Origin of the sequence: Jatrophihabitans sp. (genome assembly GCA_036399055.1) — a bacterium.
GTDB lineage: Bacteria > Actinomycetota > Actinomycetes > Mycobacteriales > Jatrophihabitantaceae > Jatrophihabitans_A.
In genome coordinates this window covers 17,040-32,899 of sequence record DASWNX010000004.1, presented here as the reverse complement: position 1 = coordinate 32,899, position 15,860 = coordinate 17,040, and the positions used below count along the sequence as shown (strand labels likewise).

Annotated in this window: 14 protein-coding genes; 4 read left to right on the top strand and 10 right to left on the bottom strand. The window is 69.7% G+C overall.

Annotation, left to right across the window (positions count from 1 at the left end):
- Positions 1-19: 19 nt before the first annotated feature.
- From cysN to VGB75_01070, 6 genes are all read right to left on the bottom strand, one after another.
- On the bottom strand, positions 20-1,924 hold the full coding sequence (cysN, locus tag VGB75_01095) for a sulfate adenylyltransferase subunit CysN (protein HEY0165613.1): 1,905 nt from the start codon (positions 1,922-1,924) through the stop codon (positions 20-22).
- Complete coding sequence (gene cysD / locus VGB75_01090; GenBank protein HEY0165612.1) at positions 1,924-2,820, bottom strand: sulfate adenylyltransferase subunit CysD; 897 nt, start codon at positions 2,818-2,820, stop codon at positions 1,924-1,926. Before cysD ends, cysN begins: the two co-directional genes overlap by 1 nt.
- Positions 2,821-3,080: 260 nt before the next feature.
- A complete protein-coding gene (locus VGB75_01085; protein HEY0165611.1) occupies positions 3,081-5,501 on the bottom strand; it encodes a hypothetical protein in 2,421 nt (806 codons plus the stop codon).
- Between the two features lie 6 nt (positions 5,502-5,507).
- Positions 5,508-6,110, bottom strand: a complete 603-nt coding sequence (locus VGB75_01080) for a hypothetical protein (GenBank protein HEY0165610.1) — start codon at positions 6,108-6,110, stop codon at positions 5,508-5,510.
- A gap of 242 nt (positions 6,111-6,352) precedes the next feature.
- Entirely contained in the window at positions 6,353-7,690 is a 1,338-nt protein-coding gene (locus tag VGB75_01075) for an MFS transporter (GenBank protein ID HEY0165609.1), read from the bottom strand.
- A gap of 141 nt (positions 7,691-7,831) precedes the next feature.
- Positions 7,832-8,956, bottom strand: a complete 1,125-nt coding sequence (locus tag VGB75_01070) for a hypothetical protein (protein ID HEY0165608.1) — start codon at positions 8,954-8,956, stop codon at positions 7,832-7,834.
- Between the two features lie 197 nt (positions 8,957-9,153).
- On the opposite strand from VGB75_01070, the gene VGB75_01065 reads away from it, so the two are divergent.
- The 4 genes from VGB75_01065 (at position 9,154) to VGB75_01050 (ending at position 12,979) form a co-directional block, all read left to right on the top strand.
- Positions 9,154-9,942: a GAF and ANTAR domain-containing protein gene (locus VGB75_01065; GenBank protein HEY0165607.1), complete on the top strand. Its 789-nt coding sequence runs from the start codon at positions 9,154-9,156 to the stop codon at positions 9,940-9,942.
- Positions 9,943-10,009: 67 nt separating this feature from the next.
- Positions 10,010-10,198 (top strand): hypothetical protein, encoded by a 189-nt coding sequence (locus VGB75_01060; protein ID HEY0165606.1) that lies wholly within the window; start codon positions 10,010-10,012, stop codon positions 10,196-10,198.
- A 137-nt stretch (positions 10,199-10,335) separates the two neighbouring features.
- Complete coding sequence (locus VGB75_01055) at positions 10,336-12,069, top strand: protein kinase (GenBank protein ID HEY0165605.1); 1,734 nt, start codon at positions 10,336-10,338, stop codon at positions 12,067-12,069.
- A 124-nt stretch (positions 12,070-12,193) separates the two neighbouring features.
- Positions 12,194-12,979 carry an alpha/beta fold hydrolase gene (locus tag VGB75_01050; protein ID HEY0165604.1) on the top strand — a complete coding sequence of 262 codons (786 nt, stop codon included), beginning with the start codon at positions 12,194-12,196 and terminating at the stop codon, positions 12,977-12,979.
- Here the strand turns inward: VGB75_01050 and VGB75_01045 are convergent.
- The 4 genes from VGB75_01045 to VGB75_01030 all read right to left on the bottom strand — a co-directional run bounded on the left by VGB75_01045 (position 12,972) and on the right by VGB75_01030 (position 15,488).
- Entirely contained in the window at positions 12,972-13,472 is a 501-nt protein-coding gene (locus VGB75_01045; protein HEY0165603.1) for a hemerythrin domain-containing protein, read from the bottom strand. The genes VGB75_01050 and VGB75_01045 overlap by 8 nt on opposite strands.
- An 89-nt stretch (positions 13,473-13,561) precedes the next feature.
- The gene (locus VGB75_01040; protein ID HEY0165602.1) at positions 13,562-14,206 is read right to left on the bottom strand and encodes a DUF3618 domain-containing protein; all 645 of its coding nucleotides are present in this window, start codon (positions 14,204-14,206) and stop codon (positions 13,562-13,564) included.
- Positions 14,203-14,640, bottom strand: a complete 438-nt coding sequence (locus VGB75_01035; GenBank protein ID HEY0165601.1) for a phage holin family protein — start codon at positions 14,638-14,640, stop codon at positions 14,203-14,205. The genes VGB75_01040 and VGB75_01035 overlap by 4 nt, the downstream gene beginning before the upstream one ends.
- Positions 14,637-15,488 (bottom strand): hypothetical protein, encoded by an 852-nt coding sequence (locus VGB75_01030; GenBank protein HEY0165600.1) that lies wholly within the window; start codon positions 15,486-15,488, stop codon positions 14,637-14,639. Before VGB75_01030 ends, VGB75_01035 begins: the two co-directional genes overlap by 4 nt.
- Positions 15,489-15,860: the final 372 nt, after the last annotated feature.

The following is a 15,860-nucleotide window of genomic DNA, read 5'->3' as shown; positions in this document are numbered from 1 at the left end:
CCGGAATGCGGCTGCTCGGCTAGCTCAGCACTCCCAGCCGGCGCAGACCGGCCACCACCTCATCGGCGGCCTCTTCGGGAGTGACACTGGTCGTGTCGATGCGCACCTCGGGTTGGATGGGCGCCTCGTAGGCGGAGTCGATCCCGGTGAAGTTCGGCAGCTCGCCCCGCCGGGCCTTGGCGTACAGGCCCTTGGGGTCGCGAGACTCGGCGACCTCGAGCGGGGTGTCGACGTGGACTTCGAGGAACTCGTTCTCCCCCACCAGCGCCCGGGCCTGGTCGCGGTCGCCGCGGTAGGGCGAAATCGCCGAGACCAGCACGATGAGGCCCGCGTCGGCCATCAGCGCGGCCACCTCGCCCATGCGCCGGATGTTCTCGACGCGGTCGGCCTCGGTGAAGCCGAGGTCGCGGTTGAGCCCGTGCCGGACGTTGTCGCCGTCGAGCAGGTAGGTGTGGCAGTGCAGGGCGTGCAGCTTGGCCTCGACCAGGTTGGCGATGGTGGACTTGCCGGCGCCGGACAGGCCGGTGAGCCAGACGACGGCCGGCTGATGGCCGGTCAGCCGGGCCCGGGCCTGCTTGTTCACCTCGACGTGCTGCCGGCGGATGTTGGCCGAGCGGCGCAGCTCCAGTCGGAGCATGCCCGCTCCGAGGGTGTCGTTGGTCAACCGGTCCATGATGAGGAAGCCGCCCATGTCACGGTTGTGCTCATAGGTGTCATAGACCAGCGGCCGATCGAGGCTGAGCGCGCAGACCGCGATGTCGTTCAGGCCGAGAGTGGTCGCGGCCATCCGGTCCAGGTTGTCGACGTTGATCCGGTACTTGGGCCGGCTGAACACCGCGCCCGCGGTCCGGGTGCCGAGCTTGACCAGGTAACGCCGGCCGGGCAGCATCGCCTGCTCCGACATCCAGACCACGTCCGCTTCGAACTGGTCGGCCACGCCGGCCGGTTCGCTGGCGGCAGAGAGCACGTCGCCCCGGCTGACGTCCACCTCCTCGGTCAGGGTCAGCGTGATCGACTGGCCGGTCACCGCCTCGGGCAGGTCGCCGTCGAAGGTGACGACGCGCTCGACGGTGGCGGGCGTGCCGGCCGGCTGCGCCATCACCGCGTCGCCCGGGCGGACCGAGCCGCGCACCACGCGTCCGGCGAAGCCGCGGAAGGTGTGGTCCGGGCGCGACACCATCTGCACCTGCAGCCGGAACGGCTCCGCCGCCGCGGTGGCGCTCCGGCGGGGCTGAACGGTGTTGAGGTGCTCCATCAGCGACGGCCCGGCGTGCCAGGGCATCGCGGGGCTGCGGGTGACCACGTTGTCGCCGCGGACCGCCGACATCGGGATGACGGTGATCTCACTCAGGCCGAGCTGCGCGGCGAACTGCCGGTACTCCTCCGCTATCTGCTCGGCGCGGGCCTGGTCGAAGTCCACCAGGTCCATCTTGTTGATGGCCAGCACGATGTCGGTGATGCCCAGCAGCGACACCAGGAAAGTGTGCCGGCGGGTCTGGGTCAGCACGCCGCGCTGGGCGTCGACCAGGATCACGGCGAGCTCGGCGGTGGAGGCGCCGGTGACCATGTTGCGGGTGTACTGCTCGTGGCCCGGGGTGTCGGCCACGATGAACTTGCGTAGCTCGGTGGCGAAGAACCGGTACGCGACGTCGATGGTGATGCCCTGCTCCCGCTCAGCGCTCAGCCCGTCCACCAGCAACGCCAGGTCCAGCTCGCCGCCCTGGGTGCCGAACCGCCGCGAGTCCGCCTCCAGCGCGCTGAGCTGGTCGTCGAAGATCATCTTCGACTCGTAGAGCAACCGGCCGATCAGGGTGCTCTTGCCGTCGTCGACGCTGCCACAGGTGATGAAGCGCAGCAGCGACTTGCGCTCGTGGGCGTCGAGGTAGCCCTCGATGTCGGCGATCGGCTCGGTCAGACCCGTCATCAGAAGTACCCGTCCTGCTTCTTGCGCTCCATGGAACCGGTCGAGTCGTGGTCGATCAGCCGGCCCTGCCGCTCCGAGGTGGTGGTCACCAGCATCTCGCCGATGATGTCGGCGATCGTGGTGGCCGTGCTCTCCACCGCCCCGGACAGCGGGTAACAGCCCAGGGTGCGGAAGCGGACCTGCCGCATGGTCGGCTTCTCGCCTTCGGCGAGGGGGAAGCGGTCGTCATCGACCATGATCAACATGCCGTCGCGCTCCACCACCGGCCGCGGCGCGGCCAGATAGAGCGGCACCACCTCGAGCTGCTCCTGTCTGATGTACTGCCAGACGTCCAGCTCGGTCCAGTTCGACAGCGGGAACACCCGCAGGTTCTCACCCAGCTTCGTGCGGCCGTTGTAGAGCTGCCACAACTCCGGACGCTGCAGCTTCGGATCCCACCGGTGCTCGGCCGTGCGGACGGAAAACACCCGCTCCTTCGCGCGGGACTTCTCCTCGTCCCGGCGCGCGCCGCCGAAAGCCAGGTCGACCCGGTGCTTGTCCAGCGCCTGCCGCAGTCCCTCGGTCTTCCAGATGTCGGTGTGCACCGCCGAGCCGTGCGTGAACGGGTTGATGCCCCGGGCCAGCGCGTCAGGGTTCTGGTGCACGATCAATTCCATCTTCGTCTCCGCCGCCACCCGGTCGCGGAAGGCGTACATCTCCCGGAACTTCCAGGTGGTGTCCACATGCATCAGCGGAAACGGCGGCGGAGCTGGAAAGAACGCCTTGCGGGCCAGGTGCAACATCACCGTGCTGTCCTTGCCGATCGAGTACAGCATCACCGGCCGCTCGCTCTCGGCGACCGCCTCTCGGATGATGTGGATGCTCTCGGCCTCCAGCAACTGCAGGTGGGTCAGCACAGCGCGCCCCGTCCGCACGCTTGAGCGACCGCACGTTCCAGAGGCGGATCGGTGCTGGTCATGTCGACTCCCCGCTCTAGCGATCGCTCCTGCCGGCGTCGGCCGTCGCTGACCCCGACCTTGCTCCAATATTAAGACAATTTGGTACTTAGCGGGTAAGCCGTGCGTTGACTTCCACCGTGCCCCTTCCGGGCGAGGCTTTCCGAGTCCATAGACGAAGTGTCTACAGCCGGCCACCGCGCTGCTTACAACGGTAGTCGTCAGGGAGTGGAGGTGGGTGTGCCCGCGGACTCGGTGGGGACGGCGGTGCTCGCCTCGGGCGGCGACACGGTCTCCGAGGCCGACTCTGACGCAGAGCCGGTCTGCGAGGCAGACTCTGACGCGGACTCCGACGCCCCGGGCGACCCGAGACCCGACCCGGAAGGGCTCATCGAGCTCTCGCCCGGAGCCGTGCTCGCGGGGAGGCTGCCGCTCGGCGGCGCCCCCGAACCGCTGACGCCGGGCGCGGACGGCGACCCGGAGCCGGGGCTGCTGCTGGAGACCGCCCCTGCCCCACCCGGGGCGTACTGGGTGATGACGTCGAGCAGCCGCTTCTGGTACCCGATCAGCCGGGCATGGATCTCGGCGAAGGACAGGCCTCGCAACTGCCCGGCGAACGCTTCGATCTCACGCCAGAGCGCCTGGACGTCGGCGATCTCAGCCGCGCTGGGGACAGCGGACACGCTCAGGACGAGTTGCACCGCCAGGGCCTGGGTCACACAGGACACGCACTGGTAGGTCACCGCGGCTGAGATGTTCTGCGGCACCACGACGTTGGCGTTTCCGAGGATCAACACCACCTGAAAGCTGATCGCGGTGGCCTTGCAGGCGTTGCAGCTGGCGAAGGCGTAGGCCTCGTTCTTGTTCAGGACCGTGTTCTGGTCGGCCCACACCAGGGCGAACGCGACGTCATAGACCACCGTGCCGTCGGAGGTGTTGACCGCCAGCGCCTGGTTGTCACCCGGTCCGGGCGCGGCCGGGCGGTTGAACGGAAAGACCCAGGTCGGCGCGAGCTTGCCGTCCGGGGTGTTCGAGCGTGGGACCAGCACCAGCGACAGGGCCGGCTTCTCGGCGCTGGGCAGCGGGCCGGCGTCAGCGGGCCAGAGCGTCACCGCCGAGTCCTGCCGGCCCTCTCGCAGGCCGGCTGACTCGGTGTGCGAGGCGGCCGGCACGATCTGGCCGATAGTGCCCCGCTCGTAGGACTGGATCGGGCGGTAGTTGCCCCGCGGCCACCAGACGAAGATCAGCGCCAGCAGCACCACCGCGGCCAGCAGCCCGGCCAGCGCCCGACGCCCGGGCTTGCCCGCGGTGGCCCGCCAGATCGCGCCGCTCAGTTGCCTGACCACCCGGACGAGCAGGTAGCCGATGCCCAGGATGGGCAGTCCCACGGCGACCACGGCCAGCAGCTTGACCAGCCCGCCCGCCAGGTCGAAGGCGCCGAAGCGCTCCAGCATGGCGCTGAACTGCCGCTGGAAGCTGACCGCCGCGGTGGCCAGGATGCGCGGCAGGCTGAGCACCGTGACCAGCGCGACGAGCAGGAGCAGCGGAACGACCAGCAGCACCCAGATCGTCACCACCGCCCTGGCCCAGGGCTTGAGGACCTTGGACTCCTCATCGCCCCAGTGGCTGGGCAGCAGGCCGAGCAACGTCGGCTTGATCCGATGGAACAGGTCGGGCACCCCGGTGATGTCGGCGAGCAGGTGGTAGCCGTCGAAGCGCACCAGCGGCGGCAGCTGCCGGACCATCTGCACCAGTTGGGCGCCGATCACCAGCAGCATCGCGTCCCAGCCGGTCAGGCTCCAGAGCCCGAACATCGCCACGGACAGCAGCGCGTTGAAGTACAGCCCACCGAGGTCGGTGCGGATCCGGCCGCCGCGTCCGAGCCGGTAGCTGTCGGTGACGTCGGTGTAGAACGCCGGCCAGACCAGGTACAGCCCGGCGCCCATCGCGCCCGGCGTGGCGCCGCCGTAGCGGGCGGCCGCGGCATGGCCGAACTCGTGAAAGCCGGCCGAGGCCACCGTGATCGCGAAGACGGTCAGCAGCAGGCCGGGCCTGTCGAAGGCCTGGTGGGCGGCCAGTGCCAGGCCCCGATCGAAGAGCAGCCACTTGCACACTCCGACGAAGGCCACCAGCACCGCCGTGACGACCAGCGGGTTGAACAGCCAGCCGAACGGGGCGGTGATCCGCCGGGTCACGGCCGGGTCGGAGACCACCCACCGAAACCGCAGGGCCAGCAGCGGATTGGACCTGCGCAGCTCCGGTTGCGAGCCGTCGGCCAGGCGCACCACGCCGAGCGGGCGCAGCTTGGACTCGACCAGCATCCGCGCGTCGGCCGCGGTGATCGACCGATCAGAGCCGGCGCTGACGTGCGCGGCGATCTCGTCGTAGCCGCGCTGGCCGTCGATGGCTTCCAGGGTCCGGTACAGCAGGCTCGTCAGCTGCAGCATCTGCCCGTCGGCCCGGCGTGCCAGCGAGGGCGGCTTGCGATAGCCCGAGCCCGGCGTCTGACCGATCAGCTGCAGGCCGGAGGCCTGGACCGGGACCTCGCTCGAGCCGTCCGGCGTGGCTGACCCGCCTTCGAGCGGCCGGCCGGCCGGCGCTTGCGGGCCCCCGCCGCCGGCAGCTCCACTGACGACGCTCACCCGGCGTTAGGACTGCTGGTCGATCGTGGAGTCTTGGGTCGCGTCGGCGGTCGCGTCACCGGTGATGTCCTGGTTGATCACGGCCGCCTGCTGCGAGACCGCCCCGGCGCTCGAGTCGATCGAGCCGATGTTGGCCGACACGGCGGCGTTGATGGGCGCCGCGGCGTTGGCGTTGGCCGCGATCGCGCCGTTGATCGGCGCGGCGATATCTAGGTCGCCGTTGAGGTCGACGTTGACGTTGAGCAGGTCGCCGTCCAGCGCATCCGACGGCGTGGGAACCGGCGCCGGGATCGCGGTGTCAGCAGGCTCGGCGCCCTGGTCGATGCCGCTGGTCTGGTCGGAGGTCGCCGCGGCGTCACCGGTGATGCCCTGTGAGATCTCTGCGCCCTGCAGCGCCTGGGCGCCGGCGGTGGAGCCCACCGACAGCACATTGGCGCCCACCGAGGCGTTGATCGGCGCGGCGATGTTGGCATTCGCCGCGACCGCGAGGTCGATCGGCGCCGCGACGTCCAGGGCCAGGTCGAGGTTGGCGTTGAGATCCAGCAGCGACATGACCTCCTTGTCAGGAAGCGCGGTGGCGCCTTCGGCAGCCAGTTCGTCTGCAGACATCGGGGTCAGCTCTGCCGCCATCATCAGCTCCTCTGCGCCTCTCGGCGCGCTCGACACGTGTGGCGCGGTCCGAAGACGCCCTGCGCGTTAGCCTTAGACCGCAACTCATATCAGATGGGTGGTTTTATCACCCACATCACGCAAGCTCAACGACGCGGACGCGCAAGTGTTACGCCGAGCACTCAGCCGAGGCCTTGAGGTAGGCGGCGGGCGCCGTCTGCGCGCGTGCCCATCGGCTCGCGTCAACCCGGCGGGCGTTCGGCGACCGAGAGGCCGCCCGGCGGCAGCTCGACCGGCGGCTGCGCGGTCGCCAGATCTTGCGACGCCGGCGGCGCGGTGGCCGACTCCGCCGCCGGTTCCTCGGCGGCGGGTGGCTTGGCTGTGCTGCGGACCCCGGCCAGGCCCAATGGCACCGCCAGCAGGCCACCCAGTCCCAGGACCAGCCAGACCCGGTGTCCGAGCTGGGTGAACAGCGCGCCGCCGATCATCGGCCCGAGCGCCGAGCCCAGCGCGAACATGAACTGGAAGCTGCCGATGTAACGGCCCCTCAGGTGCGCGGGGCCGGCCATCGCGGGGTAGGCGAACACCGACGGGGCGCCGGACACCTCGGCGGTGGTCCAGATCAGGGTGCCGATGATGATCACCGCCGGGCCCAGGGGCATCCCGTAGAAGCCGACGCCGATCGGGATCAGCAGGAAGGCCAGGCCGGTCGTGAGCTTCATCGGCCACTTCTGGGTGAGCTTGGTCAGCGGCAACTCGAAGGCGATCACCAGGCCGCCGTTCAGGGCGACCGCGAAGGTGTACCAGAAGATCGGGACGCCCTCGGCCTTGACGTCCAGCGGCAGCGTGGACAGGTACTGCATGTAGATGGCGGAGTTGATCAGCGCCGCGACCAGGAACAGCACGTAACGCCGGTCCCGCAGGACGTCGAGGTACCCGCCGGTCGGCTCGGCGTCGTCGGTCCCGCCAGCGCGGCTGGCCCGGCGCGGCAGGGTCGCCATCGCCAGGCCCGCGTAGACCAGCGCGACCAGCGCCTCGCCCCAGAACAGCAGGGTGAACCGCTGGTGGTCGAGGTTGTAGAGCGCGAACCCGAGCAACGGGGCGACGGTGGCGCCGACGTTCAGCCCGAACCGGTACATCGCGAAGATCATCACCTGCCGGCTCTCAGACGTCAGCTCCGAGAGCAGGGTCGCCGACGCCGGCCGGAAGATCTGGCTGACCAGGCCCACCAGCCCGACCGCGATCAGCAGCAACAGGTAGTCGTGCAGATAGAGCAGCGAGGCGATCAGCACCGCCGAGCTGGACATGCTGAGCACCGTGGCGTTGCGGGCGCCGAGCCGGTCGGCGAGCATCCCGCCGACCAGCACGCCGATCACGCCGCCGACGCCGTAGCTGCCCAGTCCCAGCGCGGCTTGGGAGGCCGAGTACCCCTCGGCGATCAGGTAGAGGACCAGGAAGATGTTGAGGAAGCCACCTACCCGGTTGACGAACACGCCGCCGATGATCGCCTTGACCGCGACCGGCGACTCGATGAAGGTGGCCCAGATTCCGGCGCTCTCCGACTGCGTCTCAGTCGCCATGTGCCACTCACTTCTCTTCCGATCCCGGCGTCCCAGTGTGCGGCTCGGGCGTTACAAAGCCAAAGCGTATTAAAGCCGATCGGCCGGCTTTGGCGCCCACGGCCCGAGGGCTGGGAGCGGCGGCAGGCCAGCTCCGGTGGGCTAGGTCCAGTAGAGGATGCGCGCCGCCGGCAGCCGGCGCGGCACTTCGGTGTCGAACCACTGGCGCATCTGGGTCATCAGCTCACGCGGGTAGACGTACTTGACGCCGCCGAACTTCGAGCGCTTCTCGCTGCGCTGGTCGGGGTCCATCTCCAGCCTGGTGCGCGGGTACCACTGCAGCAGGACGTCCCGGCTGGCAGGTGTGAAGCGGTGGGTGATGAGCTCGACCGTCAGGTCCAGGTCGGCGACGCCCTCGACAGCGGCCGCGGCGTCGTCCAGCAGCTCGCCATAGGCCTGCTGCCAACCGGGAACCGGCATGATCGGCGCGATGGTCAGGCCCACCCGGTAGCCGGCCTCAGCCATCGTGCGCAGCGCGGCCAGCCGCGCCGGCATCCGGGCGGTGCCGCCCTCGAACCTCGTCGCCACCTCCGCGGCGTTGACCGAGAACCGCGCTCGGGTGCGCCGGCCGTGCGGCAGCCCGGCCAGCGAGGCCACGTCGTCGAACTTGGTGGTGAAGCGCAACTGCACGCCGTCGCCGAACTCGCCCTGGCCCACCCTGCTGATCGCCGCGGCCAGCGAGCCGGTGACCTGCTCGATGCCCAACGGGTCGGTGTAGCAGGACAGCTCGAATGTGGTGCCCTCGTGGCCGCGTTCAACGGTGCCGCTGGTGACGTGCCCACGGCCGGCGTGGGTGCCGATGCCGGCCAGCACGTCGTCGAGATTGGCATAGACCCGGGTGATCGGAGGGCCGCCGAGCGAACCGGCCAGGTAGCAGTACTGGCAGTGCGCGGGGCAGCCTCGCGCCAGGTCGATCCGCCAGTCGGCGCTGGGCGGGATGGGCTGGGGCTTCAACGCGCTCGGCGGCGCCACCACCACCGCGAGGCTGGACTTGGCCAGCGCGTAGGTCTGGCGCTCGGACTCGCCGCGCAACCCGGTGAGCCGGTCGCCGGGGAGCAGCTGGATATCGGTCACGCCGGCGGCCTCGCAGCGGCGGATGATCTCGGCGGTGTGCTCCAGACCGGCCGCGGCGCGGGTGATCAGCACCCGCTTCGGTGTCCAGACGCGGCCTGGGGCAGTGCTGATCTGAAGGGTCTCTGACACGGTCTCTGACATGGTCTCTGACATCGATGACATAACACCGCGAGCAGCGTCAACGTTCCGCGCGGCGACGTCGAAAAGCCAGTGCCTGGCCTGCTGAGAAGTGCCCTCTGGATATGTCTGGCTTCAACCACCTTCACTTGTCGTACTCTCGCGCAGTGGGATGCCTCGACAGCCACTCAAGGCCGGCCCACCGGCAGGTGGTCTGACGAAGGAGCGCGACCATGACCAACGCCGACAGTGATCCGAGCCGCCGGGGTGAGCCCTCTGACCAGGACACCGGCGCCAGCGTCGGCCAGGACCGACTGGCCCAACAGCTGAGCGTTCTGGCGAAGTCGCTGGCGAAGCAGCCGGACCTGCAGTCGACCCTCGACGCGGTGGTGCGGGCGGCGGTGGACACCGTGCCCGGCGCGATGGAGGCGAGCATCTCCGAGATCCAGCGCCGCCGCGACGTCAAGACCCTGGCCGCCACCGGTGAGCTGGCCCGGGCCGTGGACCACGCCCAGTACGACTTTGCCGAAGGACCGTGCCTGGACTCGCTCTATGACCAGCACACGATCCGGCTGGCCGACATCCACGCCGAGCGGCGCTGGCCCCGGTTCGTGGCAAGGGCGCGCGAGCTGGGCGTCGGCAGCATGCTCGCGGTGCAGCTGTTCGTCGACGGCGAGGACCTGGGGGCGTTGAATCTGTTCAGCCGGCAGGTCGACTCCTTCAACGACGAGTCAGAGCATGTCGCGTTGCTGTTCGCCAGCCACGCCGCGGTCGCCATGTCAGGTGAACGCGTCCGCGGGCACCTGCAGGCGGCGGTGTCCACCCGCGAGGTGATCGGCCAGGCCCAGGGCATCCTGATGGAACGGTTCAAGGTCACCGGCGAGATGGCGTTCCACATGCTGATGCTGGCCAGCCAGGACAGCAACCGCAAGCTCCGCGACATCGCCGACGAGCTGGTGTCCACCGGTCGACTGCCTGGCCCTGAGGCTTCACCACGGCTCCGGCCCCGACCCGAGAGCTAGAATGGCCAGGCCGGCCCGCCTTTCGTCAGCAGCAGGGGACGAGCCGGCGCCCATTGCCGGAGTCGTCATGGCCGAGCTGCCACGTCCGCATCGCGAAGACGCCGCCGCGACCGCGCTGCGCGCCAGATCGATGCGCGAGGAGGCCCGGGGCGCTCGCGAGCGCAACCAACAGCTGCTCCGGGCGAACGAGGAGATGCGCGCCCGGCTACGCGCCCACCGGACCCCTGCGCCGCAGCCTGAAGCCGACGACGGCTGAGCGGCCTGCGTTCTGCCCGGCGCTTGCTGGCCAGGCCATGAGCGCACGCCGACTTCATGGGCGTTTGGCCCTGCAACCGGGGCTGTCGGTAGGGTCGGTCCTGACGTGAGCGGTGGCCGACGACGTGGGGGGTGCCAGTGAGCGGTCCTGACGTTCTCATCGCCGGGCGCTACCGGTTGGTCAACCGCATCGCCAGCGGCGGCATGGGGATCGTGTGGCAAGCCTGGGACGAGCTGCTGCAACGCCCGGTCGCGCTCAAGCAACTGCGGCCACAGCCTGGGCTCAGCGACGCCGAGGCCGAGCTGACCAGCCAGCGGGCGATGCGCGAGGCCCGGATCACCGCCCGGCTGCACCACCAGCACGCCGTGCCGGTGTACGACGTCGTCGAATACGACGGCCAGCCCTGCCTGATCATGCAGTACCTGCCCTCGACCAGCCTGCAGACCATCGTCAACGACCGGGGGCCGGTCCCCCCCACCGAAGCCGCCCGGATCGGCGCCGAGGTCGCCTCGGCCCTGGCCGCCGCGCACGCCGCCGGCATCGTGCACCGCGACGTCAAGCCGGGCAACGTCCTGATCGCCGAGGACGGCAGCGCCAAGATCACCGACTTCGGCATCTCCCACGCCCTCGGCGACACCACCCTGACCTCGACCGGCATGGTCACCGGCACACCCGCCTACCTGGCGCCCGAAGTCGCCCGCGGCGCCGATTCCGGCTTCGCCTCCGACGTCTTCTCCCTGGGCGCCACCCTGTACGCCGCCACCGAGGGCGCCCCGCCGTTCGGAACCGACCAGAACCCGATGGCCGTCCTGCACAAGGTCGCCTCCGGACAGGTGAACCCGCCGCGGCGCAGTGGGCCGTTGACCCCCTTGCTGCTGCGGATGCTGGCCGCGGACCCGGCAGGCCGGCCGCCGATGGTCGACGTCGCGCACACCCTGAAGGCACTGCACAGCGACAGCACCGCGCCCACCGCGGTCGCCACCCTGCCACTGAGCTCACCGCCGCCGATCACGCCGCCGCCGCTGAAGCCGCAGGACCGCGCAGCCGTCAAACCGGGCCCGGACGCGCCGGCCGCGGTGGCTCCCATCGCCGCCGGGATGGCCGGCGCCGGCGTGGCGGCCAGCGCCGGCCCGACCCAGCGGATCGATCCGGGGCCGCTCGGTCCGCGAGCGGGCGAGACGACGGCGCTGCCGGCCGGCGGCGGCTCCATCGGCCGAGGGCCGGTCCTTCCCCCTGCTGGTGATGATGACTCCGATCCCGAGCGGCGTAGTTCCACCGGCCTGCTGATCGTGTTCGCCGTGGCGGCACTGCTGATCGGCGCCATCATCGCCGGGCTGGTGCTGCTCAACGACGGCGACGGCGACAACACCGCCGCGCCGAGCAGCAGCCAGCGTCCGACCAGCCAGCCGAGTTCCACCCGCGTCTCCAGCACGCCGCCGCCGACCAGCGCCCCGGCCACGTCGTCCCCGCCGGCCAGCACCGCGGCCAGCACGACGGCCAGCACGGTGACCACCCCGTCCTCGACGCCATCGCCGTCGAGCACCCCCTCGCAGGTCGCCGGAACGCCGACCTCGTCCGAGCTTGCCGCGGCTATCCGGGACTACTACAGGCTGCTTCCCGACAACACCGACGGCGCCTGGACGCGCCTGACCCAGCAGTTCCAGAACACCCGGGCCGGCGGCCGTGACTCTTACGAGCGCTACTGGAACGACGTGCGACGCGTATCGGTGAGCAACGTCGCGGGAACTCCGCCGGGCACTGTCCAGGCGACGGTCAATTATGTGTACGAGAACGGCCGCCAGGTTTCCGAGCGCACCACGTTCGGCCTGGTGTCCGAAGGGGGCATCCTCAAGATCAACAGTCAAAGCTGAGCGGGTAGCTCGGCTCAGACCGCTTCGGGCTGATGCCGCTTCACGCAGCGGGCTCTGGCTGAACGAGACGCCCGGTGGCCTCTGTACGAGACGCCCGGTGGAGTCGCTGCCTGAGGAGGGGCGAATGCGCGCATTGCCAACCGAGGTCAGCAGCCTCAACGGCCGTCCGGTGCGGGTGCTGGTCGCCGGGACCGTGACGGACCTGCCTGAAGTGGTGCTGGTGCCCGGGCTGGGCGCGCCGGGCTACCTGACGCCCTGGGTCCGCCAGATCGCCACCTGGACTCGCGCCACCGTGCTCGACCTGCCCGGCTGGCGCTGGGGACGCGCCAGGGCCTGCCCCGCGACGGTGGCCGGCATCGGCGCGGCCACGGCCAGGTGGCTGATCGAGCACGACCGGCGCGACGTCGTGCTGCTGGGCCATTCCACCGGCGCTCAGGCCGTGGTGCGCACGGCGTCACTGGTGGGCGACCGGCTGGCCGGGGTGGTGCTGGCCGGGCCGACATTCGATCCGGCGGCCCGCACCGTCGCCGGGCTGCTTCGCCGGGCGGCGCCCACCCTGGCTTCGGAACGGCTGGCCGAGGTACCGGCCGTGCTGCCGTCCTACCTGCACAGCGGCGGGGTCAACCTGCTCAGGTTCTTGCTGGACGCGCTGCGCGACCGTCCTGAGGACCGGGTCGCGCAGCTGGGGGCGCCGGTGCTGGTCGTGACCGGCGAACGGGACGGCTTCGCGCCGCCGGCATGGGCGCACCACCTGGCCGCCTTGACGGCCGGGCGGTGCGCCATCCTGCCCGGTGCGCACAACGCCTGCTTTCCTTACCCCGTCCAGGCCGACGCCGCATTGCGCGAAGCCGTACTGGCCTGGACGGGCCCAGCCGCCGACGAGGGCGGCTGGGCGAGCACTGCTACTTGACGATCGCGTCCAGGCTCTTCTTCATCGCCTTCGGCTGAGCGGGGCTGCGCGGAGCGGTTTTGCGCATCTCCAGCATCCGCTCGCCGAGTTCGGACAGCTGCTTGCGAGTCATCCCCTGCCGCACCTCAGGGAACCATTCCTGCTCTTCTTCTTCGATGTGGTGCAGCACATTCTCGATCAGCACCGTCGTCTTGGCCTCGAAACGCTCGTGGTCAGCGTTCATCGTGCTCAGTTCCATGCACAGCACATCGGCGACGTGATGCTCCTCGTAGGACTCCAGGACGTCGTCCTCGAGGTCGGGCAGCGCCCGGCGCACTTCTGGGTAGATCAGCTCGTTCTCCAGATAGGTGTGCACGGTCAGCAGCTCGATCATCTTCTTGACGAGGTCGCCCTTTTTCTGGGTGGCGTCCTCCCCTGCCTGCTGGAACTGCTTGAAGACACCCTTGAGTTCTTTGTGGTCAGCCTTCAACAACACGATTGCATCGCTGGACATAGAGCTTCTCTCTTGTCAGGTCGCGGCGCGACGGGGGGTTTTCAACGGGCGCCGTTGTGTATCACACCGGCGCCCGTCGACAGGGTTGGTCAGCTACGGCTTTCCTGAATGGTGTCCTTGGCGTCGGCGGCCTGGCCCTGCACATCCTGAGCCGAGGACTTGCCCTCTTCCTTGACCGTCATGGCGGCGTCGGCGGCGGTCTCCTTGACCGACTCGACTGCCTCCTGGGCGGGCTGCTTGAGGTTGTCGGCAACCTCCTTGACCGCGTCGGTCACCACCGGTGCGGCGGTCTCCTTCACGGTGTCCTTGACCTGGGTCGCAGCCTGCTTCTCGCGCTCGCTGACCGGCATCAGCGAGCCGACCAGCCAGCCGACGCCGACGGCGATCAGGCCTGCCGCCAACGGGTTTCCGGCTGCCCGGCTCTTCACGGTGGAGGGAGCGCCGGTCACGGCCCCGCCCATGTCAGATGCCTTGCCAGCCACGGCGTCACCCATGTCGGATGCCTTGCCGGCCACGCTGGAAGCCTTGTCCGAGGCGCTGGACCCCAGGTCCGCCGCTGAGCCCATGACCCTCTCCTTAACGCCGACGACGGCGCCACGAGCCTTGTCGACCTGCCGCTTTGCCACGTGGCTGGGGGTGACCGTGTCGGTCAAGGTGTTGACATCGTTGGACAAGTTCGCGCGGGTCTGCTCGATCTCGGCGCGGATCTGATCTGGGTCGTTGCTCATCGTCATCGGGTCTCCTCGTTTCCTGCGACAGCGCTGGGAATCTTCTTGACGGTGTCCGTGGTACGCGGGACACCGGGGACTTTCTTCATCTCTTTGCGGCCCGACGAGTAGAGGACCGCGCCGATGATCGCCCAGATGACGGCCACGATCAGCGCAGACCAGCCGTGGCCGGTCTCGTTGCCGATGCCCCACCACAGGGCGATGGAGATGAACAGCAGGACCATGTGACCCGCCACGCCGGCGCCGGCCAGCATGCCGGCGCCCTTGCTGGCCTGCTTGGCCGACTGGGTGAGCTCGGCCTTGGCCAGTGCGACCTCTTGCCGCATGAGGGTGCTCAGGTCAGCGCTGATGTCAGCCAGCAGCTCACCGACAGAGGGCCGCTCGCCGGCCGGCTGACCGCCTGCCTGGTAGGAGGTGCTGCCTTCGTAGGAGGTGCTCACCGAACGCCGCCGGTTGTCCCACCGGTGGTCGGGAAGCCGGTCGGGCCGTCCTCGCTGGAGGCGTAGGGCCGGACCACCTCGATCTCCTCAACCGTGCCGAGCACCACCGGGCCGCCGGCCTCGGCGCCGTACTGCGCGCCGACGCCCTGCTGGATGCCCGTGCCGTACTGCACCCCGGTGCCGTACTGGGTGGGGGCTCCGTACTCGCTGTAGCTGCCCGACTGCTGGGCCTGGGCCTCGTCGGCGGCCACGGCCTTCAGGCCGCGGGTCATCCGCCCGGCCAGCAGGCCCGCGCCGGCCGCCAGCATCAGGAACATGCCCGGACGCCGCCGAGCGAAGGTCTTGACCTCGTCGAGCAGCTCGTCAGGCTCGCGCTGCTCGAGCCAGGACGCGAAGTCGCGGCTGCGCTGGATGCCCTGCTTTGCCAGGTCGGTGACCGGTCCGGAGGACTGCACACCGGGCTGGGTCATCGTGTGCAGCTCGTCAGCGAGGGAGCGAAGGCCCTGGGCCAGCCGCTGCTGCTGAGTAGAGGCCTGCTGACGCGCCTCGGAGCCTGCCTGGGCAAGGAGGTCCTTGGCCTGGCGACCGGCTTCGGCGCCCACGTTGGCGGCCTGCTCCTTCGCCACGCCGGCCACGTGCTGACCGGCTTCCTTCGCGCCCTGGGCCACCTCGGCGGCCTGGCCCTTGGCCAGGTCGGCGGTTCCGCCCTCGGAACCGGACTCGCTGGCGCCGCCCGTCGGAGGCGTCGAGTAACCGATCACCGGCGGGGTGGCGCCGGCGACGGGGACCACGTCACCTTCGGTGGCAAGCGGTGTGGAGGTGTAAGGCGGGGTGTATCCCTCGGTCATGATGAAACTCCTGGAGTTCGACAGAGCGAGCGCTGTGGTCTCAGCGCGACGTGCGACGGAGATGACTCCGCCAGAGATGTGGCTACTGATATCAAACAGCGGGCGCCGCTTCGCGCTGGAGGTGGCCGTCTGCGGGGTGACTCACAATGAGCGATCAGCACAGGCTGGAATCTCGCCCCACTCGGGAGAGGGCTCTGACGCCTAGGTTCGCTCATCATCGTGATAGCCCGCAGTTGTGCCAGCTACAAAGGGCGGAATCGCAGTAGACGCCCAGCTGAGCATCGAAGGGCTCTTGATTGAGCCGCGCGCAGGCCAAAGGCACTCCACTGCCCATGATTGTAGGGTGCGCCCGGTTACCGGCGCAATTCGCGG

Coding starts and splice junctions, on each gene's coding strand:
- VGB75_01070 (HEY0165608.1), bottom strand. CDS start 8,956: ATGTCAGAGACCATGTCAGAGACCGTGTCAGAGACCCTTCAGATCAGC.
- VGB75_01075 (HEY0165609.1), bottom strand. CDS start 7,690: ATGGCGACTGAGACGCAGTCGGAGAGCGCCGGAATCTGGGCCACCTTC.
- VGB75_01065 (HEY0165607.1), top strand. CDS start 9,154: ATGACCAACGCCGACAGTGATCCGAGCCGCCGGGGTGAGCCCTCTGAC.
- VGB75_01030 (HEY0165600.1), bottom strand. CDS start 15,488: ATGACCGAGGGATACACCCCGCCTTACACCTCCACACCGCTTGCCACC.
- VGB75_01080 (HEY0165610.1), bottom strand. CDS start 6,110: ATGTCTGCAGACGAACTGGCTGCCGAAGGCGCCACCGCGCTTCCTGAC.
- cysN (HEY0165613.1), bottom strand. CDS start 1,924: ATGACGGGTCTGACCGAGCCGATCGCCGACATCGAGGGCTACCTCGAC.
- VGB75_01050 (HEY0165604.1), top strand. CDS start 12,194: ATGCGCGCATTGCCAACCGAGGTCAGCAGCCTCAACGGCCGTCCGGTG.
- VGB75_01045 (HEY0165603.1), bottom strand. CDS start 13,472: ATGTCCAGCGATGCAATCGTGTTGTTGAAGGCTGACCACAAAGAACTC.
- VGB75_01040 (HEY0165602.1), bottom strand. CDS start 14,206: ATGACGATGAGCAACGACCCAGATCAGATCCGCGCCGAGATCGAGCAG.
- VGB75_01060 (HEY0165606.1), top strand. CDS start 10,010: ATGGCCGAGCTGCCACGTCCGCATCGCGAAGACGCCGCCGCGACCGCG.